This is a genomic window from Thermostichus sp. MS-CIW-26, assembly GCF_054059115.1.
The window spans coordinates 75,295-101,799 of record NZ_JBSSBV010000004.1 but is presented as its reverse complement, the minus strand read 5'-3'; the positions used below and the strand labels follow the sequence as shown (position 1 = coordinate 101,799).

The window sequence follows — 26,505 nt, the reverse complement described above, 5'->3', positions numbered from 1 at the left end:
GGATCCCGGCAGACGCTACAGTGGGGGATGCTCTCAATCTCCTCAGAATCGAATCGAATGGATCCCATGCCCAGCCGGATCACAGCCTGTTTCCAGGCGCTGCGCAGCCGCGGTGAAGCAGCCCTCATCCCCTACCTCACCGCCGGGGATCCCAACTTGGAAACCACCTTTGAGGCTTTGCAGGTTCTGGATCAGAGCGGCGCCGATCTTATCGAGCTGGGGGTACCCTACTCGGATCCCTTGGCGGATGGGCCGGTGATCCAAGCAGCAGCCACCCGCGCCCTCAGTCGGGGAGTCACTTTGGGCGCCATTCTACAAGGCTTGCGCTGTCTCTCGCTGCAGGCCCCCCTGATCCTGTTCACCTACTACAACCCCATCCACCAGCTCGGCATCCCCAACTTTCTGCATCAACTGCGGCAGGCCGGCTGTGCCGGCTTGGTCGTCCCCGATCTGCCTCTGGAAGAGGCGGGATCCCTGCGACAAGCAGCCCAGGCCGAAGAGATCGACCTCATCCTGCTGGTGGCCCCCACCAGCCCCCCGGAGCGCATGCGCCGCATTGCCCAGCAGTCCAGTGGCTTTGTCTACTTGGTGAGCACCACCGGCGTTACCGGCGAACGGGCCACCCTGGAAAAGCGGATCCCGGCTTTGCTGCAGCAACTGCGCCAACAAACCCCCCTGCCGATTGGGGTGGGCTTCGGCATCTCCACTCCAGACCAGGCCCGCCAGATCGCCCTCTGGGGGGCAGATGCAGCGATTGTGGGCAGCGCATTTGTGCAACGGCTGGCGAAAGCCCCCACGCCTGAAGAAGGACTGCAACAAATAGCTCACTTTTGTCGAGCCCTCAAAGCGGCCCTGCAAGAGGTGACCACTCCAGAGTGTTAACTTCTGTTCAGGAAGGTGCCCACTCAGACTGCTTCCATCTCAAAACAAATGTTTACATTTTGTGAGCCAGCCCGCAGACCCATTTCCCCCCTGCTGCGCCCCATAGTCCAGGGATCCCAGGCTAAGCAGACATTTTGGTATCGATGGGTTTGTAAATCTTCACAAAACACTCATCCATCCCGCGATATAAAATTAGGCTGGATGCTCGGCTGTCTGAAAGTCGCAGAGGTTCTTGACCTATCTAAAAATTTAGGGGTTCGGTGGGGGGTCTGCTGCCACGGAATCCTTGATTTTTGGGGGTCAAAGAGGATCCCGCAAAAAAGCTTGGGATTCGGCTTTTGGGAGGTTCAGCCAGTCGCTCACCACTTTTTGGAAAGACCAGAAGGAGATCCATCATGCAAGATGCTTTTACCCGGGTGATCGCTCAGGCAGATGCACGCGGTGCCTTTTTAAGTGACCAAGACTTTGACCGTCTGGCGGCTTTGGTGGCAGAGGGCAACAAGCGCCTAGATGCTGTCAACCGCATGACCAGCAATGCCGCCCAAATCGTAACCAATGCAGCTCGCTCTTTGTTTGCTCAAGAGCCAGATCTGATCGCTCCCGGCGGCAATGCCTACACCAACCGCCGCATGGCTGCCTGCCTACGGGACATGGAGATCATCCTGCGCTACATCACCTATGCCACCTTGGCCGGGGATAGCTCTGTGCTGGAAGATCGCTGCCTAAACGGCCTGCGGGAAACCTACATTGCTCTGGGGGTGCCCACCACTTCTGTGGCCAATGCCATTGCTGCTATGAAGAAGGAAGCGCTGGCCAAGATCATGGATCCGAAGGGCATCACTCCTGGGGACTGCTCGGCGCTGCAAAGCGAAGTGGCCAGCTACTTCGATAAGGCGGCTGCCGCCATCGTTTGAGCTTTGGGTCGAAGCCAGCTTGGTCGTTCCTTTCAGAATCGAGATCCGTTAGATCCCTCATTTCTGATAGGCAGGTGGAAATCCAGTCCGCCTTTCCTACAGAACGTCCATTAACAACACAATCGATGAATTTAGGAGCTGCAAGGTGAAAACTGTCATCACTGAAGCGATTGCTTCCGCTGACAATCAAGGGCGTTTTCTGAATGCCAGCGAACTGCAGGCCGTGAATGGTCGTTACCAGCGTGCTGCTGCTTCTCTGGAAGCGGCCCGTGTCCTAACCAACAACCAGCAAACTCTGGTGCGGGAAGCGGTGCAGGAAGTGTTCAAGAGGTTCCCTTACCTGACTCAGCCGGGTGAAATGGGCCACGGCGATGTGTTTCAAGCCAAGTGTGCCCGCGACATCGGCTACTACCTCCGCTTCATTACCTATTCTCTGGTTGCAGGTGGCACCGGCCCCCTCGATGAATACCTGGTGGCCGGACTGCGGGAAGTGAACCGCTCCTTTAACCTCTCTCCCAGCTGGTACATCGTGGCTCTGCAGTACATGAAGAGCCGCGCTCTGGGCATGCTGAGCGGTCAAGCGGCCAACGAAGCTGCCATCTACTTCGATTACGCCATCAACGCCCTCAGCTAGGGGATCCCAGGGCAGAGATCCCCGCTTGGTGGGAGGGGACGATCTCTTTCTTCGTCTTCCAAGTGTGTATCTCTCCAGAGCAGGCGGCGGCTCCAGAGAGGTCTATTCCACCTGTTTCTAGGTTGGCTTAGCGCCTCGGCTCCCTTTGAGCCAGTTGGGTTAGTCGCCTGCTCTCTAGTCTGGGGGAGTTAACCTCTGGGTTCTAGACATTGCCTGGTGGCAACGCGGCTGGCCCGCGAAAGTAGCCGGTACAGCTTGTCCGGCGCTTGGTTGCCCCTGACAGTCCTCTAAACGAAATCTGATAATAATTGGGGAAAGCGATGTTCGGTCAAAGCACCACCAGCCCTGAAGCCCTGACAGAAGCCGGCAGCCGGGTTTACCGAGTTGAGTACACCGGTCTGCTCAACCCGCCCGATGCTCTGGCCACCTCTGCCAAAGTTCGCCGCAGCACCCTGAGCACCACCGTTCCCTACAGTCGGTTGTCTGCCGAGATACAGCGCATTCTGCGGATGGGTGGCAAAATCGTGCAGGTCACTGCCTTGTCGGGAGCCAATGCCTCTCCCGCTCAGGGCAACGGCGCTGCTGAGTGAGGGAGGCCCGACGGCCGACTGAAGTTACCGGCAAGGTTGCCCAGGTGTCATGAACAGCTCTGCAACGGTTCGTATGGCATCCAACACGGCGGTGCTGCCGCAGCAGCTCACTTGGGAGCAGGCGATAGCCCGGCTGCAGGGGGATGACTTGCAAGATCGGTACTATGCTGCCTGGTACCTGGGCACAGTTCGGGATCCAAGGGGGGTAGAGCCGCTGCTTTTGGCGTTGCAGGATGAGCGGGATCGCACCGCCTTGGGGGGCTATCCTCTGCGCCGCAATGCTGCCAAGGCCCTGGGGCAAATCGGGGATGCGCGGGCCGTGCCCGGTTTGATCGAGGCGCTCACTTGTACCGACTTTCATGTGCGGGAAGAGGCTGCCTATGCCTTGGCTCAATTGGGGGACAAGCGAGCGGTGGATCCCTTGCTGGCACTGTTGCAGTCCCGCGAGCAGGAGCAGCCCTGGGAAGCCCTTATCGAGGCCTTGGGTCAGCTTCAGGCCACCGAGGCTGAGGCAGCGATCCGGCCCTTTTTGAACCATCCCTCTGAGCGGGTGCGTTCGGCAGCGGCTTGGGTGCTCTATCGCTTTACGCAAGCCGAGGAGCTGACCCAAATCCTGGTGGCGCTACTGGCCCACTCCAACTCCAGCCTACGACAGGCCGCTTTGTTCGACCTGGCCGAATCGGGATGGGTGGCGGGGGCGCCGCTGCTGGCCACAGCCGACGTGGCTCTCAACCTGCGCATCAATGCTCTGAAGCGGCTGTTCGATGTGGCGCTTCAGTTGGGGTGGGTGCCGCTGGCTCAGGTGACGGCGGTGATCCTGCCGCAACTGGAGAAGCTCTTCTAGGATCCTGGGGCGCTCAGTGCCTTTGATCAGCGGTTTCAAGTGTACCTTTGACTATTCGTTGCCTATGTCCTCCGCCTCGGCTGCTCAAGCGTTTCCCATTGCTGTGGCTCAACTGGCAGCAGAATTGGAGCAGGCCACGTCGCCTGAGGAATTGTTGCGGGTGGTGAGGGCGCTGGGCGCTTTGGGCCAAGTGGAAGGGATCCCCATCTTAATTCGCGCCTTTGGGTTTAATCGCCCTGCAGTTGGGGAGGCTGCTCTGGAGGAGGTGCTGCGCTTTGGGGAAGCCGCGGTGCAGCCCTTGCTGAGCCATATTGACGGTTTTGACTATGGGGCGCGGGCCTATTCGGTGCGGGCTTTGGCTCGCATTGGCCATGGGGATGCCTACCCCTTTTTGGCAGAAGCCATTGTGGCGGACTTTGCCCCCAGTGTACGGCGGGCGGCGACCCGCGGGCTGGGACGGGTGGCTGCCAAGCGGCCCTTGCCCGATCAAGAGCGAGCCTTGCACCTATTGCGGCAATGTCTTGCCGATGCCGATTGGGGAGTCCGCTATGCCGCCGTCGGATCCCTGACGGACTTGGCTCGCCAGGGTGAACAATCTCTGCGCCCCTCAGTCGAGGCTGCGCTCCAGATGGCCTTGGAAGATGCGGATCCTCTGATCCCTCTCCGCGCCCAGATGAGCTGGCAGGAGTTGGCTGCCGAGCCTTAGCTTCTCTGCCCCACTGTGTTTTTCTTAAGTTTTTCTCGTTTTTTTAGGAGCACCATCTATGTCCCTTCCGTTGCTTGCCGATCGCCCCACCACCCAAAATGAACGGGTGCCTCGCTACTTTGTGCCCAGCGACGAAACCCCGCCGGTCTACCGTCCTGACGACCCGACAGGAATTGACAACATCATTCGCGCCGCCTATCGCCAGATCTTCAGCGAGCATCTGATGCTGGAGAGTTATCGGCAAAAAGCTCTGGAGTCCCAATTGCGCAACGGGGCAATCTCGGTCAAAGAGTTTGTGCGCGGCCTGGGCAAGTCGGAGGTGTACCGGGATCTGGTCATGGTTCCCAACGACAACTACCGCTTCATCGAGGTCACCTTCCAGCGCTTTTTGGGTCGGCCCACCTACAGCCAACAGGAGCGCATCAAGTACTCCATCATCGTTGCCACCAAGGGGCTAGATGGCTTCATCGACGCTGTGGTGGATAGCGAAGAGTACAATGCCGCCTTTGGGGACGATGTGGTGCCTTACCAACGCCGTCGCCTGTCGGAAAAGCCCGCCAACCTGGTAACCCCCCGCTATGGAGCTCGTTGGCGCGATGTCTCCGGCGTGAAGCGCTCGACGCGGGAAGTGGTGCGCACCTATCGTCTCACCCGTCCTCCCAAACCCGGGGATCCAGAAAACTTCCTCAACATGGCCCGCATGCTCAATCCCAAGCCGGCTGCACGGCAAAACATCAGCGTCTTCGATCTGAAGATCCCTGACATGACCACCAACCGCCGCTAGGACTGGACGAACTCCCCAATCCGCCGGGCCGATCGATCCGCTGCTGTTCGGGTGGGTCGGCTCGCCGCTGTGTTTGAGCAGGATTCGTTATAATCTGGGTGATGCTTCTTAACACTTGGGTCGCATGAAGAATCCGGTTGTGCGGGCTTTTTTTGTCGGCAAGGCTGTGGCGGATGTCCTACGGGAGCGTTTGGAAAGCGCCCTCACCGATATTGCCGGGGAAGTGGGCAAGGTGTGGGCTGAGCTGCAGGAGGGCTGGCAAACCTTTGCCCAGGATGTCATGACCCGGGCTGAGGCAGAAGCATCCATGGCCGCCCAGGAAAGGGTGCCGCTGCCTTTCCAGACAGAAGATTTGCAGGCAACTCTGGACGACTTGCGGGCGGAAGTGGCGCAGCTGCGCTCCGAGTTGCAGAAGTACCGGAGTCGAAACGCTTGAACGCGAGCCTTTTGGGATCCCGGACTTCTTTGGGATCACAACCCGTCAAGCCCTATACCGCCTACCGCTGGGCCCGGGAGAACTATACTCGCCAGGGCCGCATGCTGGACATTTGGCGATTTGTGCTCACCTGGCTGTTTTACCTTTGGCTGGATCAGCAGGCTTGGAGCTATGGGGGACAACCCACGCCCGAGCGAAAGGCCAAGCGCCGCCGGGCCAGAGCCATTTGGATCCGCGAAACGCTGCTTAACTTAGGCCCTACTTTTATTAAAGTGGGGCAGTTTTTCTCCACCCGCGCCGATCTCTTCCCCTCGGAATATGTCGAGGAGCTCTCCAAGCTGCAGGATCGGGTGCCTGCTTTCAGCTACGAACAGGTGGCGGCAATTGTGCAGCAGGAGCTGGGCAGGCCGATCACCCAAATCTACAGCTACTTTGATCCCACCCCTTTGGCCGCTGCCAGCTTGGGGCAGGTGCATCGCGCCAAGCTCAAAACCGGGGAAGAGGTGGTGGTGAAGGTGCAGCGTCCGGGGCTGACCCGGCTGTTCACCATCGATTTGGAGATCTGCCGTGGGATTGCCGAGTTCTTTCAGTATCGCACCTCTTGGGGCGGGCCGGGCCGCGACTGGATCGGCATCTACGAAGAGTGTCGGCGCACCCTCTGGGAAGAGGTGGATTACCTCAATGAGGGCCGCAATGCCGATACCTTCCGTCGCAACTTTCGGGATATGCCGCAAATTGCTGTTCCCAAAGTGTATTGGCGTTACACCTCTCCTCGCCTGTTGACGTTGGAATACCTGCCGGGGATCAAAATCAGCGATTACGAAGCCCTGAGCGCGGCGGGGTTGGATCGCAAGGTTTTGGCTCGTCTGGGGGCAGAGGCTTATCTGCGGCAACTGCTCAAGGATGGTTTTTTTCACGCCGATCCCCACCCCGGCAACATTGCCGTGAAGCCCGATGGCACGCTGATCTTCTACGACTTCGGCATGATGGGCCGCCTGCCCTCCGATGTGAAAGAAAAGCTGATGGGCACGCTGGCAGGTGTGGTCTCCAAAAATGCCGATCAGGTGGTGGCCTCGCTGGTGGAACTGGGGGTGCTGGTGCCCACCGCCGATCTGGCTCCCGTGCGCCGCTCGGTGCAGTACATGCTGGATCACTTTATGGACAAACCCTTTTCCGGCAACTCAGGAGAAATCTCGGTGGCGGCCATCAGCGAAGACCTCTACGAGCTGGCCTACGATCAGCCGTTTCGTTTTCCGGCTACCTTCACCTTTGTGATGCGGGCCCTGACCACGCTGGAGGGATTGGGGAAGGGGCTGGATCCGGAGTTCGACTTTATGGAGGTGGCCAAACCCTTTGCGGAAGAGCTGATGAGTTTAAACGGAAGCAAGACTGAGACCCTCTTGGCCCAGGTTGGCCGTCAAGCGGCTGAGTTCACCAGCAGCAGCCTCAGCTTGCCGCGCCGGATCGAATTGACCTTGAGCAAGTTGGAACAAGGGGAGCTACGCCTGCGGGTGCGATCCAGCGAGGCAGAGCGCTTGTTGCGCAAGCTGAACAACACCGGGCTGGGAGTCATTTACGGGGTGTTGTTTGCGGCCTTTTTTTTGAGCGCAACTCAGCTCTTTTTGGCCGGACATGCTACCTTAACGATTATCACTTTGGTTTTGGCTGCCCTCGCTGCTCTTGCTTTAATCAGAGTACTCTTAAGGTTGAATCGGTCAGAGCGATTGATGTGATGCGACGATATGCCTGCGCTACGGATCCCGGCAAGATCCGCAGCAGCAATCAGGATGCCTACTACTGCGATCCGGAGGGGCGCTATTTTATTGTTGCCGATGGTATGGGAGGACATGCTGCCGGGGCTACAGCCAGCCTGTTGGCTGTCGAGACCATCCGAGAATATCTGGATCGAGGCTGGAAAAACGTGCCGGCACCCCGGTTGCTCAGCGAAGCCGTAGAAGCAGCCAACAGTGCCATCCTCAAGGATCAGCGGGAAAATCCAGAGCGGGCAGACATGGGCACTACGGTGGTGGTGGCCATGGTGGATCCCAAGGGCAACTGCTGGAGCGCTCACATCGGTGATTCTCGCCTCTATCGCCTACGGGGATCCGAGATGCAGCAAATGACCGAGGATCACACCTTAGTGGCTCGCTCCATTCGACTGGGGGAGCTGACCTATGAGCAGGCCCGGATTCACCCTTGGCGACATATTCTCGAGCGCTGCCTGGGCCGACCCGATGCGGGTCCACCTTCTGTGCAGCCGATTACAGTTTACCCAGGGGATCGCCTGTTGTTGTGTAGCGACGGCCTGACGGAGGAGTTAGACGACGAAGTGATCATCGAGTACTGCCTGCAGGTGGAAGATTTGGAGCAGCTTCCTCTAAAACTCATCGAAGCGGCCAAAGAGCGGGGCGGGCGAGACAACATCACAGTAGTGATTGCCGAATACGCCTAGTTTGCCCCCGGCTAAAGACGGTATTGGCGGTACACTTCGCTGGCAGCCCGGTGCAGCAGGGAGTGGCGATACACAAGGCGGTTGAGGTCTTTGCCGTAGCCGCCGCCGATGACGCAGGCGACAGGATAGCCCTGCTTTAGACAAGTGTTCAGCACCTGCATGTCTCGCCGAAACAGCCCCTGGTCGCTGAGGGCCAGCTTGCCCAGGAGATCTTCCTCGTGGGGATCCACACCGGCATCGTAGAGCACCAGGTCAGGGCGCACCTGAGCCAACAGATCGGGCAAGTGGTCGGCCAAGGTCTGGAGATAGGCTTCATCTTCCATGCCTACTGGCAGGGGCACGTCCAGGTCGCTCTGCTGCTTGGTGGCGGGGAAGTTGGCCTCGCAGTGCATGGAAAAGGTGAACACCCGCGGCTCGGAGCGAAAGATCCAAGCAGTGCCATCTCCTTGATGGACATCCAGATCCACGATCAAGAGCCTTTGCACTAGCCCTTGCTGCAGCAAGACTTGGGCGGCAATGGCCAGGTCGTTGAAGATACAAAAGCCGGAGCCGTAGGCGGGGAAGGCATGGTGGGTGCCGCCGGCGGTGTTGCAGGCCAGGCCGTGGCGCAGGGCCAATTGGGCGGTCAAGACGGTACCCCCCACCGCTCGACAGGTGCGCTGCACCAGCTCCGGGCTCCAGGGCAGGCCGATGCGCCGCTGCAATTTGGCTTCCAGGGATCCCTCACAGTAGGCCCTGACGTACTCAGGGGTATGTACCGACTCAATCCAGGCGAGAGGGGGCAGCTCGGGGTGGTGCACTTGCTGGGGGCGGATCACCCCTTCCCGCAGCAGCAGCTCTTGCAAGAGGCGAAATTTCGGCATGGGAAAGCGATGGCCCGGCGGCAGGGGGGCACTGTAGTCGGGGTGGTAAACAATTGGCAAAGACATCAAGGGCAACTGGATTGACGGCGGCGAGCATGGCCTATGACGGCTCCAGTGCTTATGGTAGAGGTAGCCCGCTCCTGCCGGATCCCTTCGCGAGGCTTGCAAACCTGTTCTCTGTACCGCCGCGATTCCCTATGTTTACTGCGTCGGATCCCTTTTTGGGTCGCCTCTTGGCTCAGCGTTATCGACTCGTACATCTGCTGGGACAGGGAGGCATGGGGCGAGTCTATTTGGCTCAAGATTTGCTCTTTGGTGGGGTGGAAGTGGCCGTCAAGCTGCTCTCCCAGCCGGCAATGGATCAGCGCACCCGCCTGCGCTTTGAACGGGAAGCGAAAGCCTGCGCGGCTTTGGGCCAAAAAAGCCTGCACATTGTCAAAGTCAATGACTATGGCCTTACCCCCGATGAGGTGCCTTTCTATGTGATGGAATACCTGAACGGCCAAACCCTCAAGGATATTCTGGCCGCAGGGGCTTTGCCTTTGGAGCGCTTCTTCCGGCTGGCCCGTCAAATTGGCTTGGGGTTGAAAGCAGCCCACGAGGGGATCCTCATGGAAGGGCAACGGGTGCAGGTGATCCACCGCGATTTGAAGCCGGCCAACGTGATTGTAGTGCCTGATAGCAGTTTTGGGGAACTGGCGAAGCTGGTGGATTTCGGCATTGCCAAGCTGCTCAACAGCCATGAATCTTTGAGCTTTACCCATGCCTACCTGGGAACGCTGGCCTATTCTTCCCCGGAACAGCTGGAAGGGTTGCCGCTGGACGCCCGTTCCGATATCTACAGCTTCGGGATCATGCTGTACCAGATGGTGTCTGGCCAGATGCCCCTCAAGCCCACCACCGAATCTTTCCCGGGCTGGTACCAGGCCCACCACAAGCACCGGCCCATCCCTCTAGAAGACTGGGGACTGAAGTTTCCGCTGCCCGCCGGTTTGTCTGACTTGATCCTCGGTTGCCTGGCCAAAGATCCTGCCGCCCGCCCGCAGTCGGTGGCCAATGTGTTGGCGGAGCTGGAGCACATTCAAGCCAGAGCACAGGGATCTATTGCCCCTCAGGTCCCAGTCGCCTCGTCGGAAGAGGCTGCCTCTGGCCCACTTTCTGGAGGTCTCCCTGCCGCTGCGCCGTCCTTGGTTACAGCCGGTACTCTGCGGCTCAGGCCCTTGACGGCGGCCACGGAGGTCGAGAACGGGGGATCCCTGCTTTGGGTGCGCTTGATTCCCTTTCTGATGGGCGGGCTGCTGGGCTGGGTTTTGGTGAGTTGGCAATGGGGACAGTTGCTGCAGCGCCCCTCGGCCCCCCGTGTTTCCGGGCCAGGATCTCGTCCGGCAGTGGAAGATCCCATTGCCCCAGAGAATGCCCATCCCCTGTCTGAGGAGAGTGGTTCGAGCGAGGAGCCGCCGCTGGAGGGGATCCCTGAGTTCCTTGTTTTGGCTTCAGAGCAGAGCAAACGGCGGGACCCGGCACCGGAGCTGGAACCCTACACCCGGAGCGGGCCAGTGTTTCGCGCCTTTCCCCTGGAGACTTCCCGCGAGACGGTACGAGCCAGCCTGGGATCCCCCAACCAGCAGGGGCAGGGCGCTTGGCCCAATACTGTGTACGACCTGTACCGCTTTGGCGGGGTGGACTTGGGCCTCACCTACGACGAATCCAGTCTGGCCCTGCGGCAAACCGAAGCCACCGTCACCGATGGCGTACCCACCCCGCAAGTGGAAGGCCTCTTGGAGGATATGCTGCAAGCCCCCTTGCCTGCTCAACTGCAGCGAGAACTGCAGGCTGTGCGCGAGGGACGTTCCGGGCGAGTGCAATTCCGCGTTGGCCCCTGGGCCGGCAGGATCGAACGCAACGCCCAAGGCCATCTTTACATGGCCCTCTGGGATCCCACGCTGCCCAGCGGTGCTCCACCACCTTCCCCCTCCTTTCCTACCCTACCCCCGGCTGCCCCTGTTGCCCGGCCTCCCAAGGCCCGTAACCTCAATTCAGCAGCAGGCGGCCCTCGTCCCGGCCAGACCATGCAGGAGCTGCTGCGCCGTGCGCGCGAATTGCGGGGGGACTGAGCCATGTCTGCTTCTGAAGACAAAAAGCCGCTGTTGGGCACCGTCGCTCGCTTCTTCAAAACCCTGGCCAGGCCCTTCCCTATCGGGCCTACAGCTCTCCTCAAACCCCCCGAACCTCCTCCCCCCAAGCGCCCGGTGCGCCTGCGGATTACCTGCCCGGGAGAGCCCCCCCAGGTGGTTGCCCTGAAGGGATCCGACATTCTCGGTCGCAGCCAGACGGTGGCCACCATTCGCATCCCTGCCCCCGCGGTGAGCCATCTCCACGCCCACATCCGTCCCCGCCCGGATTGGCGCCTGCCCGGTCTGGGTTGGCGGATCCCGTTGCCCCCTATTCTCTACTGGCTGGGGTGGAATGCCGGTCGCTACCAGCTAGAAGATCAAGACTCGACCAACGGCGTTTTCCGCCTCAAACCCTTCGGTGGTGTCGAGCGGGTGCGCCGGGTGATCTTGCGGCATGGCCAGCAACTGAGCCTTGGCCCGCCTCGGGATCCGGAGAGCGTGGCCATAGAGGTGCTGGATCCACCCCCACCACAGGTGTATGGGGTGCGTGGCTGCCTCATCCTGATGGTGGTCTTGGGGCTGGGGGCAAGGATTTGGATCGGCCATGAGTGGAGCAAGTTCTCAGTGGAGCCACCCCTCTCCGCAGATCGCAACCCCCTGATCGTCCTGGCCGGGGATCAGCAGACGGAGCTGCGCCGCCATCAGGGGGACACCTACCGGGAGCTGCCCAACCTAGAAGCTTTTGGCCCAATTCTGCCCAAGGTGGTGGTCGCCGCTGAAGATCACCGCTTTTACTCCCACTTTGGGGTGGATCTGCTGGGCATTGCCCGCGCCTTTTGGGTGAACCTGCGCTCGGGGGAAGTGCAGCAGGGGGGCAGCTCCATCAGCCAACAACTGGCCCGCACCGTGCTGCGGGACTACACCGGCTCCGGCAACACCTTCGGGCGCAAGCTGCGGGAGGCCGTCGCCGCCCTGAAGCTGGAACAGCGCTACAGCAAAGACGAAATCCTCGCTCTCTACCTCAACAATGTTTACCTGGGCAACGGCATCTACGGCTTTGAAACTGCTGCCCAGTTCTATTTCGGGATCCCAAGCCGCCAGCTCAGCCTTTCCGAAGCTGCGACCTTGGCGGCCATTTTGCCCGCGCCCAACGCCTTTAACCCCGTCGCCAACTATGATGCCGCCGTTCGAGGCCGGGATCGGGTTTTGGATCGCCTGAGCGAGCTGAAAGTCTTCCCCGAAGAGGAGATTCGGCGGGCCCGGCGCAGTCGCCTCACCCTCAACCCCAATTTGCGCTCCCAAACCTCGACAGTTGCTCCCTACTTTTACAGTGCCGTCTTCCAGGAGCTGCGGCAGCTTTTGGGCCAAGACCTCTCGGCAGAGGGCAACTTCATCATCGAAACCACGGTGCATCTGCCCTACCAGCGTTTGGCAGAGCAAGTCCTGGCCCAAACGGTGCGCGAGTCGGGATCCCGCTTGGGCTTCAGCCAAGGCGCTTTGGTCAGTCTCGACAGCCGCAACGGCGAAGTGCTGGCTTTGGTGGGAGGGATCGACTACAACGCCAGCCCCTTCAACCGGGCTACCCAAGCTCAAAGGCAGCCGGGCTCCACCTTCAAAGTGTTCACGTATGCGGCTGCCCTCACCCAGGGGATCCCTCTCTCCCAAGTGTTGTCTTGCGAGCCCCTCACCTGGGGCAACCTCACCTTTCGGGGCTGTCGCTCGGGATCGGCCCCTATGGATTTGGCCCGCGGCCTGATCCTCTCCGAAAACGTGATTGCCCTGCGGTTGGCCCAACAGGTAGGTCTAGAGCAAGTGGTGGCGACGGCCCGGCAAATGGGCATCCAATCGCCGTTGCAACCCTATCCTTCTATGGTGATTGGCACAATGGAGGTGAACTTGCTGGAGTTGACAGCAGCCTTCACTCCTTTTGCCAATCGTGGCCTTTGGTCAAGGCCCCACACCATCCGCCGCATCTTGGATAGCAGCGATTGCGCCAACCCCAACGACTTTCGCACCTGCCGTGAGATTTACCCTGGTCGGGAGGATCCCCGTTCTCAGCGACTTGTCTTACCAGAAACCGTCGCCCAACAGATGACAACCGTACTGCAAGGGGTGATCAGCTCCGGCACCGGCACTGCTGCCCGGCTCGGCATTGGAGAAGCCGGTAAAACCGGCACCACCACCGCCAACAAGGATCTGCTCTTTATCGGCTACACGCCCAACCCTCCTCTGGTGACCGGCGTTTGGTTGGGCAATGATGACTCCAGCCCAACACGAGGAAGCAGCAGCATAGCTGCTCAAACTTGGGGAAATTACACGAGGCAAGTCATTACCAATAGTTTGACGATGGTTCAATAGAGCAACTCGGAGAGCAGCCTTGGCAATTGGCAACCCCAAATCCTGACAACCCGACAGAAAACTCTCCTGCATCCCAAGTGAGAAATGCCTAATAACCAGTTTGGCCGTACCCCTCAATAAACCCACAATCTAGGTTCACCCACTTTCTCAGCGCAGATCTCGGCCAAAGGGCAACAACGACAAAATAATTAACTTCATGTGTTGTTTAGCAAAGGGGATCCCAACAATGGTGATTGCCAGAATCACAGCCCAGAAGAGATGGTTAAGCACCAACGGCCAGCCAAACAGCAATAGCCAGATGACGTTAAAGATCAGCAGCAGCGGGCTGTTGGCATCGGGATACTCCACCACTTCCTTTCCGAAGGGGGCAAGCACTGCAAACCCCAGTTTGATGCTCTGCCAGCCAAAGGGAATGCGGATGATTGTCAGCTAGAAATCGCAGGAGCCCCGCACTGTACCCGTAGGGTCAGTGCCGGGAGGAATGCGAGGTTACAATAGAACCATGACCCAAGTCTTGACCGTCTCCTGCAAGCTCAAGGTGTCCCCGTCGCAAGCCGCCAAATTGGACGCGACTTTGGAGGCTTTTGGCCAAGCCTTGAATTGGGTCAACCAGAACACGCCGGAGAAGATCGTCAACGCGGTCAAGCTGCAATCCCTTTGCTACTACGAGATTCGAGCCCGGTTTGGCTTGTCCAGTAACTTGGCTCAACAGGTGTGCAGACGGGTAGCGGGCGCTCGCAAAGTGGCTAAGCAGAAAAAGCGTCCCGTCAAGGAGTTTAAGAGCGGCTTTGTTACCTACGACGCTCGCATCTTTTCGTTCCGTCAAAAAGACTGGACGGTGTCGCTGGCCACGGTGGAAGGGAGAGAACGCTTTGAACTGGTCATTGGCAACTACCAGCGTGGGATGCTGGCTGGTTCCAACCCAAAAGCTGCCACGCTGGTCAAGCACAAAGACGGCTCCTACTACATCCAGATTTGCGTAGAGGAAAAACCACCCAAGCAACAAGATACCGACAAGGTGATCGGGGTGGACTTGGGGAGGACAGATATTGCCCATACGTCAGAGGGGGACAACTGGAATGGACAGCAGTTGAGCAGAGTCCGAGACCACTACTCCAAGCTGAGGGCGGCACTCCAACGCAAAGCCAGTAAGGGCACACGCAGTTCGCGGCGCAGATGCAGAGAACTGTTGCAACGGCTGTCTGGCAAGGAGAGGCGCTTTCAGGCGTGGGTCAATCATCGCATCTCCAAAGCTATTGTCTCCAGGGCAAAAGCTACCAACAGCGCTCTTGCTCTGGAAGACCTGACAGGGATCCGGGAAAGGGTCAATCAACAGCCACGCAGCAAAGCCGAGCGGCGTAGGACCAACAGTTGGGCGTTCTACCAACTACGTCAGTTTCTGGAGTACAAGGCGAGGGTTGCAGGGGTTTCTCTGATTCTTGTGCCGCCTGCCTACACGTCGCAGACCTGCCACCGGTGCTTACACATCCATCCCGAGCAGGGTAAGTCCTACCGCAGTGGCAAGTCGTTCAAGTGTGGGCACTGTGGATGGGAAGGGGATGCGGATTTGAATGGTGCGAATGTGATTGCGCTCTTGGGGGCTGTCGTAAACCAGCCTAGAGGTCCGGGCTTGTTTTGTTCTCTGGTAGAGCAGAGCAGGCTCAGGGCTACTGAAAGCCCGCTCCGTACCGCTTTAGCGGTCGGAGTCGGGTAGTTTACCAAACCCCCGAAGATTAGCCAGATGATGTTGCCAATCAAGCTCATGATTCAGATCCTCCACCGTTGAGACCAAATTGCAGGGTACAAGAGCAGAACTAGCCTTCCTGTTCGACATCCATACTCTAACCAGCTGTTGGCCAAGACTGGGATCCCAAAATCTGCTTCTTTCCTGTGCTCTAGCGTTCTGCGTCACCGAGGGGAGCGGGCTCCATCACCGGAGGCACTGCGGCCCTATTCACCTTGCAGGGCAGAATGCGGTTCAGAAAGCGGAGGATCCCCCAAACCCAACTGACGGTGATCACCCAAAAGATCCACAACCCGCTTGCCCACGGTTGCGGCAAGTCCAAGGCCATCCCCCCAATCATTGGGCCAAGAGCAAACCCCGCCGCCCAGCAGAGGGAGTTGACCGACAGATACACCCCCCGCAAGTGATCCGGCGCCAAATCCGCCACCAAAGCAGAGGCAGAGGGGTTGTAGCTCACCAGCGCCAAAGAGAGCACCGCCAGCGCCAAGACTGCCACCGCCGGGGCCGGAGCCCCCAATTCCGCCGCCAGACCGCTAAGCCAAACCAAAAGAAATCCCACCCCCCACATCAGGGCGGATCCCTGCAACCCTTGGATGCGCGTCCGGCGATTCAACCAACGGGCCACCGGCATCTGCAGCAGAGCGATCAAGGCCCCATGCAAGGCAAACAAAATGCCGATTTGCACCTCTGGGATCCCTACCCCATTGCGGAAGTAAAGGGGCATGCTGCTGCTGAGCTGGGCCACATAGGTGGTGAACAGGATATTCGACAGGCCAAACACCAAAAGGGAGCGATCTCTAAGGGCGGTTTTCCAACCTGCCAACACAGGCTCTGCTGCCGGACAAGTCGCCCGAGTTTCCCGGATAAAAAACCAAAGTACTGCCAGAAAGATTAGAAAAGTGACACCGTCGATTACAAACAAGAGCCGATAGGCCCCCGTCAGAGCCACCAGCGTGCTGGCCATAGCCACCCCAAGGCTGAGGCCCAGGTTATCCCCCAGACGGTTGAGAGCGTAGGCTTCGTTGCGCTGCTCACGAGTGGTTAGATCTGCTACAATCGCTTCCGCAGGCGGCCAGTACAACCCCTGCCCCAAGCCTGCAGCCATATTGGCCAGGGCAAAACTCCAGAAGTCATAGGAGAGCGCAAACCCAAACGACCCCAAGGTGGAAATAGCCAGAGAGAGGATCAAAGTGGAACGGCGCCCCCAAGCTCCATCGGCCATCGAGCCGCCCAGGATGCGGCCAAACACCCCGGCAAAAGCCATAATGCCTAGCCCCAGGCCCACTTGGGTGGCGGTCAGCCCCACCTGATTCACAAAAAAGAGACTGGCATAAAACAAGGTAAAGCCGGTTCCAGTTTGGGAAAGCAGCCGACCGATAAAGATCAGCCAAACCTGAAAACTGAGCTTCGGCCACCAAGAAGGGATCCACATGTTGAGTGCAGCAGGATGTTGAGTGCAGCAGGGGAGGGCCTACCTAGCCTACGGGATCCCGATCCTTGAGGCCAGGGCAAGGAGCCTGCTCTGACAAGTAAACTGAAAATTTGTGCAGCCAGGCTTGATGTTCGTTGCCAGAAGGCTCTTCACCCAGCGAGCCAGCAGACAGGGCAACCCATTTCCCCAACTCCAATCGCGTCAGCGGGACGGAGTCCAATATATTCGCTCAACAGCCGCGCCAACTTATAAACTCGATAATCGAGCTGCACTAAGCTACTTTTCATCTGCCCCAAAACACCCAGTCCTCTTCTGAGCCAACTTACAACCTTCAACCTTTCCCAAAACCTGCTGATCGCGTCAGCGGGACGAAGTCCTTGCAGGAAGCCAACCCCCATCTTGCTTGCTGCAGCCGAGGCGCAAGTTCCCTTTGCCCACAACAGAGCACCTGTAGCTCAGCCGCAAACCTGGACAAAGCTAGAAGAAGCTGTGCCTTACAGTTCTAGTACCAACAATTTTAACTAACGGGGGTGCGGGGGCAATAGGTCCCATGCTCTAGCCGCAGGGTGAGCACTGGGATACATGGATCCCCGCCATACCCCTGAGCGAAATCTGTAGTAAAGCCTACTTATGCTGGCGGTAACCTACAAGTACTGGGCTTATCCAGATGCCTCCCAACAAACCAGCTCACGGGCGGACGACGGGGATTGACCTGGTTTTGGAGCAATTCCTGACGACTTCAGAGGGCGCTTTTGGGAACGGCCCAAGGGCTTCAAAGCCCTGCAAGGCCAGCTGAGAAGGCTGCAACCCAGGGGGGCGAGAAAACAGCAGGGGTCTTGCCACTGGAAGAGAGCACCACTGCAGGTTGCCAGGATGCAGCAGGGCATTGCCAATGGTTGCCAAGAGTTTCATTTCCAGAGGGCCCATTGGCGTTGAGACCGAGGGCAGACCCTCTCTATCTTTTCTTTGTGGAAGATCTTTGTGGAAGACCTCAAGGCCAAGGGCTGGGCAAGGGGGATGTTGCCCAAGGATTGCGTCGAGGCTGCCTGGGGATAGATTCTCTGCCTTCTGGAGTGGGTTTGCTGGAAGGGTGGGGTGGACTTTGCCAAGGTTGACCCCAAAGGAAGCGGCCAAATCGGTTGCAAGTGCTGGGGGATGGTTAGCAACAGCTGGGCCGTCGGGGGGCCTCAGTGCCCTGAATGCCGGTACCGGGTGCATCGGGACTCAGCCTCAGCCTTGGGAACTGTGCTGGGTGGATTAGAGGTTGTTTTGCGAGCTGGCAGTGCCTAGGGGGGAGGCTGGGGAAGGGGAACCGCCTGTCCAGTTGTTCTGTCGGGGGTTGTAGACCCAGACAAGTGGCGTGGGGCAGGAATGCCCGACCGCGAGGTAAGGACTCCGTCCTGCTGACGGGAAGGGTGGCCCGCGCTCTGTCCATAGGATGAGCGCCGGGAGGATGTCACTCTTGCCGACTTTGGTGTTCGCGCCAAAACTGTTCTGCAAAAGCCACCGTCGGGTGGAGAGGGGCACGGGGTTTGCTGCGCAGGGGCATGTTGGCTTCTTCAGGGGTGCGGTTGCCCTTGCGTTGATTGCAGCGTTCGCAAGCCGTCACCACATTGTCCCAACTGTGGGATCCCCCTTTGGAGAGGGGCACGACATGATCCAAGGTCAGATTGTGGGTGCTGCCACAATACTGGCAGGTGTGGTGATCCCGCCGCAAAACCTCCCGCCGATTCACAGGGGGCACGCGCCAAGCGCGCTCTTTGCCCTTGATGGTCAGGCGAATATGTTCGGGCACCTCGATGACCTGGTTGGGGGAGCGCACCTTCCACACCGGCACATTCATCATCGAGAGCGGCTCTGCTTTGCCTGTTAGCAGCAGCACGATTGCCCGCTTGATATTGACCCGGCTGATGGGCAAATAGTTTTGGGAAAAGACAACGATCGACTGTTCCAGAAGGTGGGTAGCGGCAGTCATGGCTTAGCTCTTCCATTTGCCGCCATTCTCCTGAGGAATCTTGCGAATGGCAAGCTTTTCCCCACCGCCATCGACACCGGCAGAGCTCAGACATTCAAGAGTTTCTTACGATCGCCAGCCAGACAGATGGGCTAGTATCCGGGTGATGGTTGGATCCCGTACCGCCCATGACTTACCCGCTCCACGTCGCCCTGGTTTGGCACCAACACCAACCCCTCTACAAAAGTCCGGTGGCGGGTAAATATCGCATGCCTTGGGTGCGCCTACACGGGATCAAAGATTACCTGGACTTGGTCTTGCTGCTGGAGCGCTATCCCCGCTTGCACCAAACGATTAACCTGGTGCCCTCCCTGATTCTACAGATCGAAGAGTATGTGGCCGGCTCGGCTTTTGATCCTTACCTGGAACTGACCCTATCCCCTGTCGAAAAGCTCGGCCCCGATCAACTGCGCTTTGTGGTCGAGCGTTTTTTCGACAGCCACTACCCCACCATGATCGAGCCCTATCCCCGCTATCGGCAGCTCTACAACCAACGGGAATCTCAGGGGGTGAACTGGTGTCTGCAGTACTGGACTCCGCAGGACTTCAGCGATCTGCTGGCCTGGCACAACCTGTCTTGGTTTGATCCTCTCTTTCAGGAGGATCCTGAGATCGAGGGCTGGATCAAAATGGGATCCGGTTTTACCCTGGCGGATCGGCAGCGGATCTACGCCAAGCAACAACAGATCCTCGGCGCCATCTTGCCCCAACACGCCAAACTGCAGAGCAGCGGCCAACTGGAACTGACCACCAGCCCCTATACCCACCCCATCTTGCCCCTGTTGGTGAGCGAGCGCTCGGCGCGGGTGGCTCGGCCAGGGTTGCCTTTGCCTCGCTACCCCTTTCACTGGGAGCAGGATGTCCACACCCAACTGGAGCGGGCTAAGCAGATCTATCGGGAGCGCTTTGGCCGCGAGCCGCGGGGCCTGTGGCCTTCCGAGCAATCCGTAAGCCCTGCCATTGTGCCGATTGTGCAAAAACAGGGCTTTGAGTGGATCATCTCCGACGAAGGGGTTTTGGGGTGGAGCCTGGGTCAACCGTTTCACCGCGATGGGCAGGGCCACATTCTGGAGCCGGAGAAGCTCTACCGCCCCTACCGCCTGGAAACCGAGCGGGGGGATTTGGCGATTGTCTTTCGGGATCACCGCCTTTCGGATTTGATTGGCTTCAGCTACAGCGCCATGCCCGCCGATGCTGCCGCCAAAGATCTCATTGGCCATCTGGAGAGCATCCGCAACCGCCTGCCCCAGGAGCAGCCCTGGCTGGTTACCATCGCTCTGGATGGGGAAAACTGCTGGGAGTACTACCCCCAAGATGGCCGGCCCTTCTTGGAAAACCTCTATACCCGCCTCAGCCAGCACCCGGCGCTGCGCTTGGTGACGGTCTCCGAGTTTCTGGATCAGTTTCCTCCCACTGAGTTTTTGCCGGCAGAGCAGCTGCACAGTGGCTCCTGGATCGAGGCGGACTTCACCACCTGGATTGGGGATCCCGTCAAAAACCGCGCTTGGGAGCTTCTGGCCCAAGCCCGTCAGGTGATTCAGGATCATCCCCGCGCCAATCCCCAAGCCTGGGAGGCCCTCTGGGCCGCCGAGGGATCCGATTGGTTCTGGTGGTTTGGGGCAGGCCACTCTTCCGCCCATGATGCCGTTTTCGACCAGTTGTTTCGGGAGCACCTGCAGGCGCTCTACACTGCTTTGGGAGAGGCGGTGCCGACCGTGCTGCAATTTCCCCTGGAGGATCATGACGGCCTAGGGGATCGCCTGCCGCAGGGGTTTATCCACCCGGCCATCAACGGTCGTCCGGCAGAACGGGAGTGGAGCCAAGCCGGGCGGGTGGAGATTGGAGCGGCCCGAGGCACCATGCACCGCAACAGCATTGTTCGTCGCCTCTGGTACGGGTTCGATCACTTCAACCTCTATCTGCGGCTGGATTTTAACTCGGTGGTGCAGCGGCCCAGGCAATTGCTGGTGCTGTGGTTCTATCCCAACCGCGTCACCGTCAACAGCCCCATTCCCCTGCAGGGATTGCCGGCAGAAGCCCCTCTCAACTACCACTACCGCCACCTGTTGCGGTTGTCACTGCCGCCTCCCGGCACCGGCCAGCATCCGGCAGAGGTGCAAGCCCAGCTCTTGCAGGCAGGGGAGTACCACACCTGGCACGCCATCGGCCATCAAGTGAAGGCGGTGGTGGATGCCTGTTTGGAGGTGGCCATCCCCTGGAGCAATTTGGGCGCCCAGCCGGGTCAGGAGCTGCAATTTGTCATCCTGGCCGCGGATGGCGAGACCTTTCAGGAAGGGATCCCGCCCAAGGCCACCATTGCCCTGCGCAGACCCTGAGAGTGATGACCAGCAGAGCTTCAAGTTATGTCGCGCGATCTCTATCCCCCCATCGAGCCCTACGATCAAGGTTTTCTGGCGGTTTCCTCCCTCCACACCCTGTACTACGAGCAGTGCGGCAACCCGGCAGGCAAGCCGGTGGTGTTTTTGCACGGGGGGCCTGGAGGCGGGATCGATCCCATCTACCGGCAGTATTTCGATCCCAGCCGCTGGCGGGTGGTGCTGTTCGATCAGCGGGGCTGCGGGAAAAGTCGCCCCTATGCCGAGCTGCGGGAGAACACCACCTGGGATCTGGTGGCGGATATCGAGAAGTTGCGCCAGCATCTGGGCATTGATCGCTGGTTTGTGTTCGGGGGCAGCTGGGGCAGTGCCCTTGCCCTGGCCTATGGGCAAACCCACCCCCAATCCTGCCTGGGGTTTATCTTGCGGGGCATTTTTCTCTTGCGCCCTTTTGAGCTCCGCTGGTTTTACCAGTCGGGGGCCGGCTACTTTTTCCCCGACGCTTGGGAACATTACCTGGAGCCGATCCCTCCCGAAGAGCGGGATGACCTGCTGGCAGCCTACCACCGCCGCCTAAACGACCCAGATCCCCAGGTACGGCTGAGGGCAGCTCGCGCCTGGTCCGTCTGGGAGGCCAGCACCAGCAAGTTGATCCCCAGCCCAGAGCTCATCGAGCGCTTTGGTCGGGGAGAGTTTGCCGAGGCCTTTGCCCGCATTGAGTGCCATTACTTTGTCCACGGCGGTTTTTTGGATCCGGAGGATCAGCTCCTCAGGGGGGTGGGACGGCTGCGGCATCTGCCGGCGGTGATCGTCCAGGGGCGCTACGACGTGGTGTGCCCGCCCATCTCTGCTTGGGAGCTGCATCAGGCTTGGCCAGAAGCAGAGTTTCGGATGATCCCCGATGCTGGCCATTCCATCACCGAGCCCGGAATCCGCACCGCCCTCCTGGAAGCCACCGATCGCTTTGCCGGTTTGTGAGCCCCGCCGAGCCAACCCAGTGCTGCCAGGGATCCCAAGACCTTGAAGAATTGCTACAGGAAGGCCGGCAAAACCTTGGGATCCAGCCCAGAAGCACGGCCAAGCCTATCGACAGTTGGCGATTTTGGGTTTATCACTGAGGGAGGGGCGGTGCAAGCTGCCCACACCTGGCTGGTGCATCCACCCAAGTGCTTCGCGGATTCAAGCTCATTTCTACTTCACCGTTTCCAGGGTCGAACCATGCAGAAACCAACCCATCTGTTCAAGCTTGCCCTAGCCCTGCCCATCTCCTTCTTGCTGGCAGATGCAGTTGTGGCCTACCCCTGCGACTCGGTTGGGGGTGAAGCTTACAACCACCACGGCTCCACGGTTCAGGTCAGCAGCGACGCCAACAGCTTCGGGGTCCAGTGGTCGCCTGCCTCCTATGCTGTCGGCAACGGCTTCATTGGAGTTGCCATTGAAACGGTGAACGGCGAGCAAGCCCAGAGCGCCATCAGCCGTCGTCTGTTCGGCCCCGCACTTCGAGTTCAGGGGGTGCAGGTGGTCGGCTTGCTCCAGGATGGTCCTGCTCAACGAGCCGGTCTGGCCCAGGGCGATATCCTGATTGGCGTGGATGGGCAGCGGGTCACCTCCGTGCAGCATGTGCAACAAATCATTCAAAACACCCCGGTGGGCCAATCGGTGCCGATTACCTTCCGTCGCAGCGGGCAGGTGCTGTCAACGGTGGTTGTGGTGGGGGATGGCCGTGTGTTGCGCCCCTTGATGCTGCAGCAGCAGTGAGCCTTGTCGGGATCCCTACCCGGAGACCTCCGTAAATGCCGATGGGAGTTTCAGGATGGCCGTCTGGGCAGTTTGTGCTCTTAACGGGCTGCTGTTTCTGGCTCTGATCGCCCTTATCCCCATCATTTTGAGCCTGCGCTCGGCTCTTGGGGTTACGGAGCGGGCCATGGCCGATTGGCGAGAAGCAGCTCAACAGGCCTTGGCTCCCACTCCCGCTGAGTTGCTGCGTCTGCGGGATCGTCTGCGCGAGAATCGCCGTACCCTTGCCCGCTGGCAGCGTCGTTTGCAGTTCTGGCAAGGGATCCGCAGGGTGGCCGTTTGGCTGGGGCGTAGGCTTTGAGGGATATGGATAGCAACCGTCCTGTCTCCAATCCCATCCGGTTGCAGGTCATGGCCAACGCTCTGGCGGGGATTGCCGAAGAGATGGGAGCCCACCTCATCCGCGGTTCTTATTCGGCCAACATCAAGGAGCGGCGGGATTGCTCCACAGCTCTGTTTGACTCGCAAGGGGCTTGCATTGCCCAGGCAGCTCACATCCCGGTGCATTTGGGCGCCCTTTCGCAGGCGGTGCGGGCGGTGGTGGCAGCCGACCCCTGCCCCGGAGATGTGTTTGTCCTTAACGATCCCTACCAGGGGGGATCCCATCTGCCGGACGTTACGGTGGTCGCGGCCATTCCCGGCTGGAGGGATCCCGACCGGATTTGCGCCTATGCTGTGAACCGTGCTCATCACGCTGATATTGGAGGGATGCGCCCTGGCTCCATGCCCGCCGACTCCACAGAACTTTGGCAAGAGGGGCTGGTGATCCCGCCGGTACGGCTGGCTGGGCTCTCTCTAGAAGGAGAGTTGTACTGGCAAGAAGATCTGCTGCGCCTAATTCTGGCCAATGTGCGCAATGCCGAGCAGCGGCGGGGGGATCTGCAGGCCCAGGTGGGGGCCAGCGCAGTGGGGATGAGCCGGTTTCGGGAGTTGCTGGCCCGCTTTGGAGAAGAGGAAGCTTGGCAGTTGATCGCAGGGGTCATCGAGTACAGCCGCCGGCGGATGCGGGCGCAAATTCAGGCTCTGCCCGATGGGATCTACACGGCTGAGGATTGGTTGGAGGGCTACGGGGATCCGCCCGCGCCCCTTGAGATTCGGGTGCAGGTGGAAGTAGAGGGCGAGAAGCTGCGGGTGGACTTCACCGGCACTGCTCCGGCCATGGCGGGAAACCTGAACGCGCCCCTGGCCGTCACCCGCTCGGCGGTGTTGTTTGCCCTGCGCTGTCTGTTGGATCCCACGGCCCCCAGCAATGTCGGCTTGGAGGATCCCATCGAGATCGTGGCGCCGCCCGGCTGCTTGGTGAATGCCCAGTTTCCGGCAGCAGTGGTGGCGGGCAATGTGGAAACCTCGCAGCGCATTGCCGATGTGGTGTTCAAAGCTCTGGCTCCCGTGGCCGGATTGCGGAGCATCGCTCAGGGGCAGGGCACCATGAACAACTGTGTGCTGGGCAACCGCCACTTCACCTACTACGAAACCTTGGGAGGTGGTCAGGGGGCCAGCCGACAGCGACCGGGCCTGGATGGCGTCCACGTGGGCATGAGCAATACCCTCAACACCCCCATCGAAGCCCTGGAGTTGGAGTATCCCCTGCGGGTGCTGCGCTACGAGCTCCGCCAGGATTCCGGCGGCCATGGCCAACAGCGGGGCGGGTGGGGACTGATCCGATCCATCCAGACTTTACAAGATTGCACCCTCTCCCTGCTCACCGAGCGGCGCCACTATGCCCCCCAAGGAGAACAGGGAGGCGGGCCAGGCCAAGTGGGGATCAACCTCATCAATGGGGATCCCTTGCCTGGCAAAATCAGCCGCTCCCTAAAAGCCGGCGACGTGATCACCCTCTACACGCCGGGCGGCGGGGCTTGGGGCTCAAACGAGGATGAGCAGGCTCCCGAACCCAGGTAGCGCAGGTGGTCAAGAAACAACTGCTCGCAGCGGCGAAGCACCTCATCGCGGCTGGCGAAGTGCTCCAGCCTTTGCACTTCTTGACCTTTCTCAAACAAAATTAGGGTTGGCAAAGAGCGCACCCGATAGCGGCGCGGCAGCCAAAAATTGTCGTCTACATTCACCCGCAGTACTTTGACCGCCCCTCCCCACTCGGCTACGAGACGGTCGGTAATCGGCTGAATGAAGCGACACAGGCCACACCAAGGGGCGCCGAAATCCACCAAAACCAACCCATCACTTGTCAAAAGTTCTTGATTAAAAGCATCTAAAGCAACTTGCAAGGCCATCACTCCCAAACTAAAGAAGTTCTTTGGGATCATGCTACCAGGCAACTTGGCTGGCTGCAGAAACCATTTGGGGATGGAAAGCATAAAGAATCAATACAAAGCTGAATACCCCCAAATAGGCCCAGCGCAGAAACTCTCGCGGGCGCAGTTGCTGTCGCTTCTGCAGAATGGCCAAGCCGGGGATCACGGAGGTGCGCGCCTTGAGATCGCGGAAGGCCTGCCCGTATTTCCGCTCCAGGCGGTGATCCCCATGCCAAACGGCAAACAGGTGGTAGGCAATGAGCCCAAGCGAGGTCACCACCATAAAGCTGGAGCCAATCCACAGGGAATGGGCCACACACCAGATCACCTGGCCCACCATTTGGGGATGACGGGTGATGCGGATGATCCCGGTTTCAAACAGGTGGATCTCCGGCTTGCGAATGGCGGCGATCTCCAGCAAGTTGAAGGTGGCCGGATACAAAAAGAAAAAAGAGAGGGCAGACAAAAGAGCAACGGTGGTGCGAATGCCCGGGACGGCTTGGAGATCCCAGAGAATCACCCCGTCGTAGCGGTGGTTGAAAAAATAGATGAGCAACAGCGGTGCCAAACTGAGGCTCACCAGAGCAAAGAAGATGCGGTACAGACGGGATCCCAGCCGGCTTTCCCCCCAGGGTCGCAAGTAGGCCAGTCCGCTGTGAGCACAGGCAAATCCCAAGATTAGGGCCAGCATTGTCCAATGGGATCCGTACTGGCCCAGCTTCTGCAGAAAGTCGCTGAAGGGGGTGAACAGCATCTTTTGGGTGACTCCTCTGGTGTTGCTGTGGCTTATGCTTAAAAGTAAGTTACATTAGGTTCCCCATGCTCAAAACTTTTTTTCTGCGTCTTGTCAGCCTGCTCCTGTCTGTAGCCCTTTTGCTGGGCTCAGCGAGCTCAGTTGCTCAGGCTGCCCGTCTCACCGGCAAGTATTACGAAGACAGCATGACCCTGATCCAAACCCTACGCACCGTCCTTTCAGAAGGGGATCCCCTGATGAACCCGGAAGAGGCGCGAGCGGAAGCCATGCAAGCCATCCAGGAGTTTTCTGGGCGCTACCACGGCCATCGCTACGATAAGCTGCAGTCTTTTACCACTTTGCGCACGGTGTTTAACACGCTGGCCTCCCAGTACCGCACTTCCAGTCGACCTCTCAACCCCGAAAAGGTGGAGCGGGTGCTAATGCAACTGGATCGGGCCGAATTGGCCCTGCGCCGAGAAGGTTGAGCTTTTTTAGATCTCCGAGATCCAAATCACAGGCAAATCTCCTCGCTGTGGCCAAACTGTTCCCAGTCCCCGGAAGCCAGCATCTCCTCAGATGTCTTTTGTCAGATGTCTTTTGGAACCTGAAGGGGAAGA

Annotated in this window: 26 protein-coding genes; 20 read left to right on the top strand and 6 right to left on the bottom strand. The window is 59.4% G+C overall.

Translation table 11 applies throughout. From position 1 onward, the window contains the following. The first annotated feature begins 66 nt into the window (after positions 1–66). The 10 genes from trpA (at position 67) to ACVWZU_RS02875 (ending at position 8,242) form a co-directional block, all read left to right on the top strand. Complete coding sequence (gene trpA / locus ACVWZU_RS02920; protein ID WP_457443270.1) at positions 67–882, top strand: tryptophan synthase subunit alpha; 816 nt, start codon at positions 67–69, stop codon at positions 880–882. A 395-nt stretch (positions 883–1,277) separates the two neighbouring features. Next, a complete protein-coding gene (locus tag ACVWZU_RS02915) occupies positions 1,278–1,796 on the top strand; it encodes a phycocyanin subunit beta (protein WP_457385326.1) in 519 nt (172 codons plus the stop codon). Positions 1,797–1,941: 145 nt separating this feature from the next. Then, positions 1,942–2,430 carry a phycocyanin subunit alpha gene (locus tag ACVWZU_RS02910; RefSeq protein WP_414343139.1) on the top strand — a complete coding sequence of 163 codons (489 nt, stop codon included), beginning with the start codon at positions 1,942–1,944 and terminating at the stop codon, positions 2,428–2,430. A gap of 320 nt (positions 2,431–2,750) precedes the next feature. Beyond that, a complete protein-coding gene (locus tag ACVWZU_RS02905; protein WP_457443268.1) occupies positions 2,751–3,020 on the top strand; it encodes a phycobilisome linker polypeptide in 270 nt (89 codons plus the stop codon). A 73-nt stretch (positions 3,021–3,093) separates the two neighbouring features. Beyond that, positions 3,094–3,864 (top strand): HEAT repeat domain-containing protein, encoded by a 771-nt coding sequence (locus tag ACVWZU_RS02900; protein ID WP_041436319.1) that lies wholly within the window; start codon positions 3,094–3,096, stop codon positions 3,862–3,864. A 64-nt stretch (positions 3,865–3,928) separates the two neighbouring features. Further along, positions 3,929–4,570, top strand: a complete 642-nt coding sequence (locus ACVWZU_RS02895; protein WP_414421924.1) for a HEAT repeat domain-containing protein — start codon at positions 3,929–3,931, stop codon at positions 4,568–4,570. Positions 4,571–4,628: 58 nt separating this feature from the next. Next, positions 4,629–5,354 (top strand): phycobilisome rod-core linker polypeptide, encoded by a 726-nt coding sequence (locus ACVWZU_RS02890; RefSeq protein ID WP_414406383.1) that lies wholly within the window; start codon positions 4,629–4,631, stop codon positions 5,352–5,354. 124 nt (positions 5,355–5,478) lie between these two features. Then, the gene (locus ACVWZU_RS02885; RefSeq protein ID WP_414406384.1) at positions 5,479–5,790 is read left to right on the top strand and encodes a DUF6825 family protein; all 312 of its coding nucleotides are present in this window, start codon (positions 5,479–5,481) and stop codon (positions 5,788–5,790) included. Positions 5,791–5,819: 29 nt separating this feature from the next. After that, positions 5,820–7,523, top strand: a complete 1,704-nt coding sequence (locus tag ACVWZU_RS02880; protein ID WP_457443265.1) for an ABC1 kinase family protein — start codon at positions 5,820–5,822, stop codon at positions 7,521–7,523. Then, positions 7,523–8,242 (top strand): PP2C family protein-serine/threonine phosphatase, encoded by a 720-nt coding sequence (locus ACVWZU_RS02875; RefSeq protein ID WP_011432581.1) that lies wholly within the window; start codon positions 7,523–7,525, stop codon positions 8,240–8,242. The genes ACVWZU_RS02880 and ACVWZU_RS02875 overlap by 1 nt, the downstream gene beginning before the upstream one ends. A gap of 11 nt (positions 8,243–8,253) precedes the next feature. Here the strand turns inward: ACVWZU_RS02875 and ACVWZU_RS02870 are convergent, their stop codons facing one another. Next, positions 8,254–9,171 carry a histone deacetylase family protein gene (locus ACVWZU_RS02870; RefSeq protein ID WP_011432582.1) on the bottom strand — a complete coding sequence of 306 codons (918 nt, stop codon included), beginning with the start codon at positions 9,169–9,171 and terminating at the stop codon, positions 8,254–8,256. 131 nt (positions 9,172–9,302) lie between these two features. Between ACVWZU_RS02870 and ACVWZU_RS02865 the strand changes: the two genes are divergently transcribed. Together ACVWZU_RS02865 and ACVWZU_RS02860 are read left to right on the top strand one after the other, a co-directional pair. After that, on the top strand, positions 9,303–11,219 hold the full coding sequence (locus ACVWZU_RS02865; RefSeq protein ID WP_457443263.1) for a serine/threonine-protein kinase: 1,917 nt from the start codon (positions 9,303–9,305) through the stop codon (positions 11,217–11,219). Between the two features lie 3 nt (positions 11,220–11,222). After that, on the top strand, positions 11,223–13,577 hold the full coding sequence (locus ACVWZU_RS02860) for a transglycosylase domain-containing protein (protein WP_457443261.1): 2,355 nt from the start codon (positions 11,223–11,225) through the stop codon (positions 13,575–13,577). Between the two features lie 147 nt (positions 13,578–13,724). Here the strand turns inward: ACVWZU_RS02860 and ACVWZU_RS02855 are convergent, their stop codons facing one another. Then, positions 13,725–13,952 carry a YccF domain-containing protein gene (locus ACVWZU_RS02855; RefSeq protein ID WP_238376904.1) on the bottom strand — a complete coding sequence of 76 codons (228 nt, stop codon included), beginning with the start codon at positions 13,950–13,952 and terminating at the stop codon, positions 13,725–13,727. A 127-nt stretch (positions 13,953–14,079) separates the two neighbouring features. Between ACVWZU_RS02855 and ACVWZU_RS02850 the strand changes: the two genes are divergently transcribed. Further along, positions 14,080–15,291: an RNA-guided endonuclease InsQ/TnpB family protein gene (locus tag ACVWZU_RS02850; protein ID WP_457443258.1), complete on the top strand. Its 1,212-nt coding sequence runs from the start codon at positions 14,080–14,082 to the stop codon at positions 15,289–15,291. Between the two features lie 181 nt (positions 15,292–15,472). Here ACVWZU_RS02850 and ACVWZU_RS02845 read toward each other — a convergent pair whose 3' ends face one another. Beyond that, on the bottom strand, positions 15,473–16,753 hold the full coding sequence (locus ACVWZU_RS02845; protein ID WP_011432585.1) for an MDR family MFS transporter: 1,281 nt from the start codon (positions 16,751–16,753) through the stop codon (positions 15,473–15,475). A gap of 1,056 nt (positions 16,754–17,809) precedes the next feature. Between ACVWZU_RS02845 and ACVWZU_RS02840 the strand changes: the two genes are divergently transcribed. Next, complete coding sequence (locus tag ACVWZU_RS02840) at positions 17,810–18,043, top strand: zinc ribbon domain-containing protein (protein ID WP_457405781.1); 234 nt, start codon at positions 17,810–17,812, stop codon at positions 18,041–18,043. Positions 18,044–18,209: 166 nt separating this feature from the next. Here the strand turns inward: ACVWZU_RS02840 and ACVWZU_RS02835 are convergent, their stop codons facing one another. After that, complete coding sequence (locus ACVWZU_RS02835) at positions 18,210–18,728, bottom strand: HNH endonuclease (RefSeq protein WP_457443256.1); 519 nt, start codon at positions 18,726–18,728, stop codon at positions 18,210–18,212. 167 nt (positions 18,729–18,895) lie between these two features. On the opposite strand from ACVWZU_RS02835, the gene ACVWZU_RS02830 reads away from it, so the two are divergent. From ACVWZU_RS02830 to ACVWZU_RS02810, 5 genes are all read left to right on the top strand, one after another. Then, positions 18,896–21,103 (top strand): glycoside hydrolase, encoded by a 2,208-nt coding sequence (locus ACVWZU_RS02830; RefSeq protein ID WP_457443254.1) that lies wholly within the window; start codon positions 18,896–18,898, stop codon positions 21,101–21,103. Between the two features lie 27 nt (positions 21,104–21,130). After that, a complete protein-coding gene (gene pip / locus ACVWZU_RS02825) occupies positions 21,131–22,081 on the top strand; it encodes a prolyl aminopeptidase (protein ID WP_457443252.1) in 951 nt (316 codons plus the stop codon). A gap of 240 nt (positions 22,082–22,321) precedes the next feature. Beyond that, positions 22,322–22,861, top strand: coding sequence for a PDZ domain-containing protein (locus tag ACVWZU_RS02820; RefSeq protein WP_457443250.1), 540 nt, complete (start codon positions 22,322–22,324; stop codon positions 22,859–22,861). Between the two features lie 55 nt (positions 22,862–22,916). Next, the gene (locus ACVWZU_RS02815) at positions 22,917–23,201 is read left to right on the top strand and encodes a hypothetical protein (protein ID WP_457443249.1); all 285 of its coding nucleotides are present in this window, start codon (positions 22,917–22,919) and stop codon (positions 23,199–23,201) included. 5 nt (positions 23,202–23,206) lie between these two features. Further along, positions 23,207–24,802 (top strand): hydantoinase B/oxoprolinase family protein, encoded by a 1,596-nt coding sequence (locus tag ACVWZU_RS02810; protein ID WP_457443247.1) that lies wholly within the window; start codon positions 23,207–23,209, stop codon positions 24,800–24,802. Here ACVWZU_RS02810 and ACVWZU_RS02805 read toward each other — a convergent pair. Then, the gene (locus tag ACVWZU_RS02805) at positions 24,739–25,131 is read right to left on the bottom strand and encodes a thioredoxin family protein (RefSeq protein WP_041437173.1); all 393 of its coding nucleotides are present in this window, start codon (positions 25,129–25,131) and stop codon (positions 24,739–24,741) included. The two genes, ACVWZU_RS02810 and ACVWZU_RS02805, sit on opposite strands and share 64 nt — an antisense overlap. Before the next feature lie 34 nt (positions 25,132–25,165). After that, positions 25,166–25,906, bottom strand: a complete 741-nt coding sequence (locus ACVWZU_RS02800; protein WP_457443245.1) for an NnrU family protein — start codon at positions 25,904–25,906, stop codon at positions 25,166–25,168. A 65-nt stretch (positions 25,907–25,971) separates the two neighbouring features. On the opposite strand from ACVWZU_RS02800, the gene psb27 reads away from it, so the two are divergent. Then, a complete protein-coding gene (gene psb27 / locus ACVWZU_RS02795) occupies positions 25,972–26,373 on the top strand; it encodes a photosystem II protein Psb27 (RefSeq protein WP_414350230.1) in 402 nt (133 codons plus the stop codon). Positions 26,374–26,505 lie beyond the last annotated feature (132 nt).

What these genes read in the sequence shown, in the direction of transcription:
- ACVWZU_RS02815 (WP_457443249.1), top strand. Translation starts at nt 22,917, where the DNA reads ATGGCCGTCTGGGCAGTTTGTGCTCTTAACGGGCTGCTGTTTCTGGCT.
- ACVWZU_RS02870 (WP_011432582.1), bottom strand. Translation starts at nt 9,171, where the DNA reads ATGTCTTTGCCAATTGTTTACCACCCCGACTACAGTGCCCCCCTGCCG.
- ACVWZU_RS02900 (WP_041436319.1), top strand. Translation starts at nt 3,094, where the DNA reads ATGGCATCCAACACGGCGGTGCTGCCGCAGCAGCTCACTTGGGAGCAG.
- ACVWZU_RS02805 (WP_041437173.1), bottom strand. Translation starts at nt 25,131, where the DNA reads ATGGCCTTGCAAGTTGCTTTAGATGCTTTTAATCAAGAACTTTTGACA.
- ACVWZU_RS02820 (WP_457443250.1), top strand. Translation starts at nt 22,322, where the DNA reads ATGCAGAAACCAACCCATCTGTTCAAGCTTGCCCTAGCCCTGCCCATC.
- pip (WP_457443252.1), top strand. Translation starts at nt 21,131, where the DNA reads ATGTCGCGCGATCTCTATCCCCCCATCGAGCCCTACGATCAAGGTTTT.
- ACVWZU_RS02860 (WP_457443261.1), top strand. Translation starts at nt 11,223, where the DNA reads ATGTCTGCTTCTGAAGACAAAAAGCCGCTGTTGGGCACCGTCGCTCGC.
- ACVWZU_RS02890 (WP_414406383.1), top strand. Translation starts at nt 4,629, where the DNA reads ATGTCCCTTCCGTTGCTTGCCGATCGCCCCACCACCCAAAATGAACGG.
- ACVWZU_RS02850 (WP_457443258.1), top strand. Translation starts at nt 14,080, where the DNA reads ATGACCCAAGTCTTGACCGTCTCCTGCAAGCTCAAGGTGTCCCCGTCG.
- ACVWZU_RS02915 (WP_457385326.1), top strand. Translation starts at nt 1,278, where the DNA reads ATGCAAGATGCTTTTACCCGGGTGATCGCTCAGGCAGATGCACGCGGT.
- ACVWZU_RS02810 (WP_457443247.1), top strand. Translation starts at nt 23,207, where the DNA reads ATGGATAGCAACCGTCCTGTCTCCAATCCCATCCGGTTGCAGGTCATG.
- ACVWZU_RS02830 (WP_457443254.1), top strand. Translation starts at nt 18,896, where the DNA reads ATGACTTACCCGCTCCACGTCGCCCTGGTTTGGCACCAACACCAACCC.
- psb27 (WP_414350230.1), top strand. Translation starts at nt 25,972, where the DNA reads ATGCTCAAAACTTTTTTTCTGCGTCTTGTCAGCCTGCTCCTGTCTGTA.
- ACVWZU_RS02875 (WP_011432581.1), top strand. Translation starts at nt 7,523, where the DNA reads ATGCGACGATATGCCTGCGCTACGGATCCCGGCAAGATCCGCAGCAGC.
- ACVWZU_RS02835 (WP_457443256.1), bottom strand. Translation starts at nt 18,728, where the DNA reads ATGACTGCCGCTACCCACCTTCTGGAACAGTCGATCGTTGTCTTTTCC.
- ACVWZU_RS02905 (WP_457443268.1), top strand. Translation starts at nt 2,751, where the DNA reads ATGTTCGGTCAAAGCACCACCAGCCCTGAAGCCCTGACAGAAGCCGGC.
- trpA (WP_457443270.1), top strand. Translation starts at nt 67, where the DNA reads ATGCCCAGCCGGATCACAGCCTGTTTCCAGGCGCTGCGCAGCCGCGGT.
- ACVWZU_RS02895 (WP_414421924.1), top strand. Translation starts at nt 3,929, where the DNA reads ATGTCCTCCGCCTCGGCTGCTCAAGCGTTTCCCATTGCTGTGGCTCAA.
- ACVWZU_RS02885 (WP_414406384.1), top strand. Translation starts at nt 5,479, where the DNA reads ATGAAGAATCCGGTTGTGCGGGCTTTTTTTGTCGGCAAGGCTGTGGCG.
- ACVWZU_RS02865 (WP_457443263.1), top strand. Translation starts at nt 9,303, where the DNA reads ATGTTTACTGCGTCGGATCCCTTTTTGGGTCGCCTCTTGGCTCAGCGT.
- ACVWZU_RS02845 (WP_011432585.1), bottom strand. Translation starts at nt 16,753, where the DNA reads ATGTGGATCCCTTCTTGGTGGCCGAAGCTCAGTTTTCAGGTTTGGCTG.
- ACVWZU_RS02800 (WP_457443245.1), bottom strand. Translation starts at nt 25,906, where the DNA reads ATGCTGTTCACCCCCTTCAGCGACTTTCTGCAGAAGCTGGGCCAGTAC.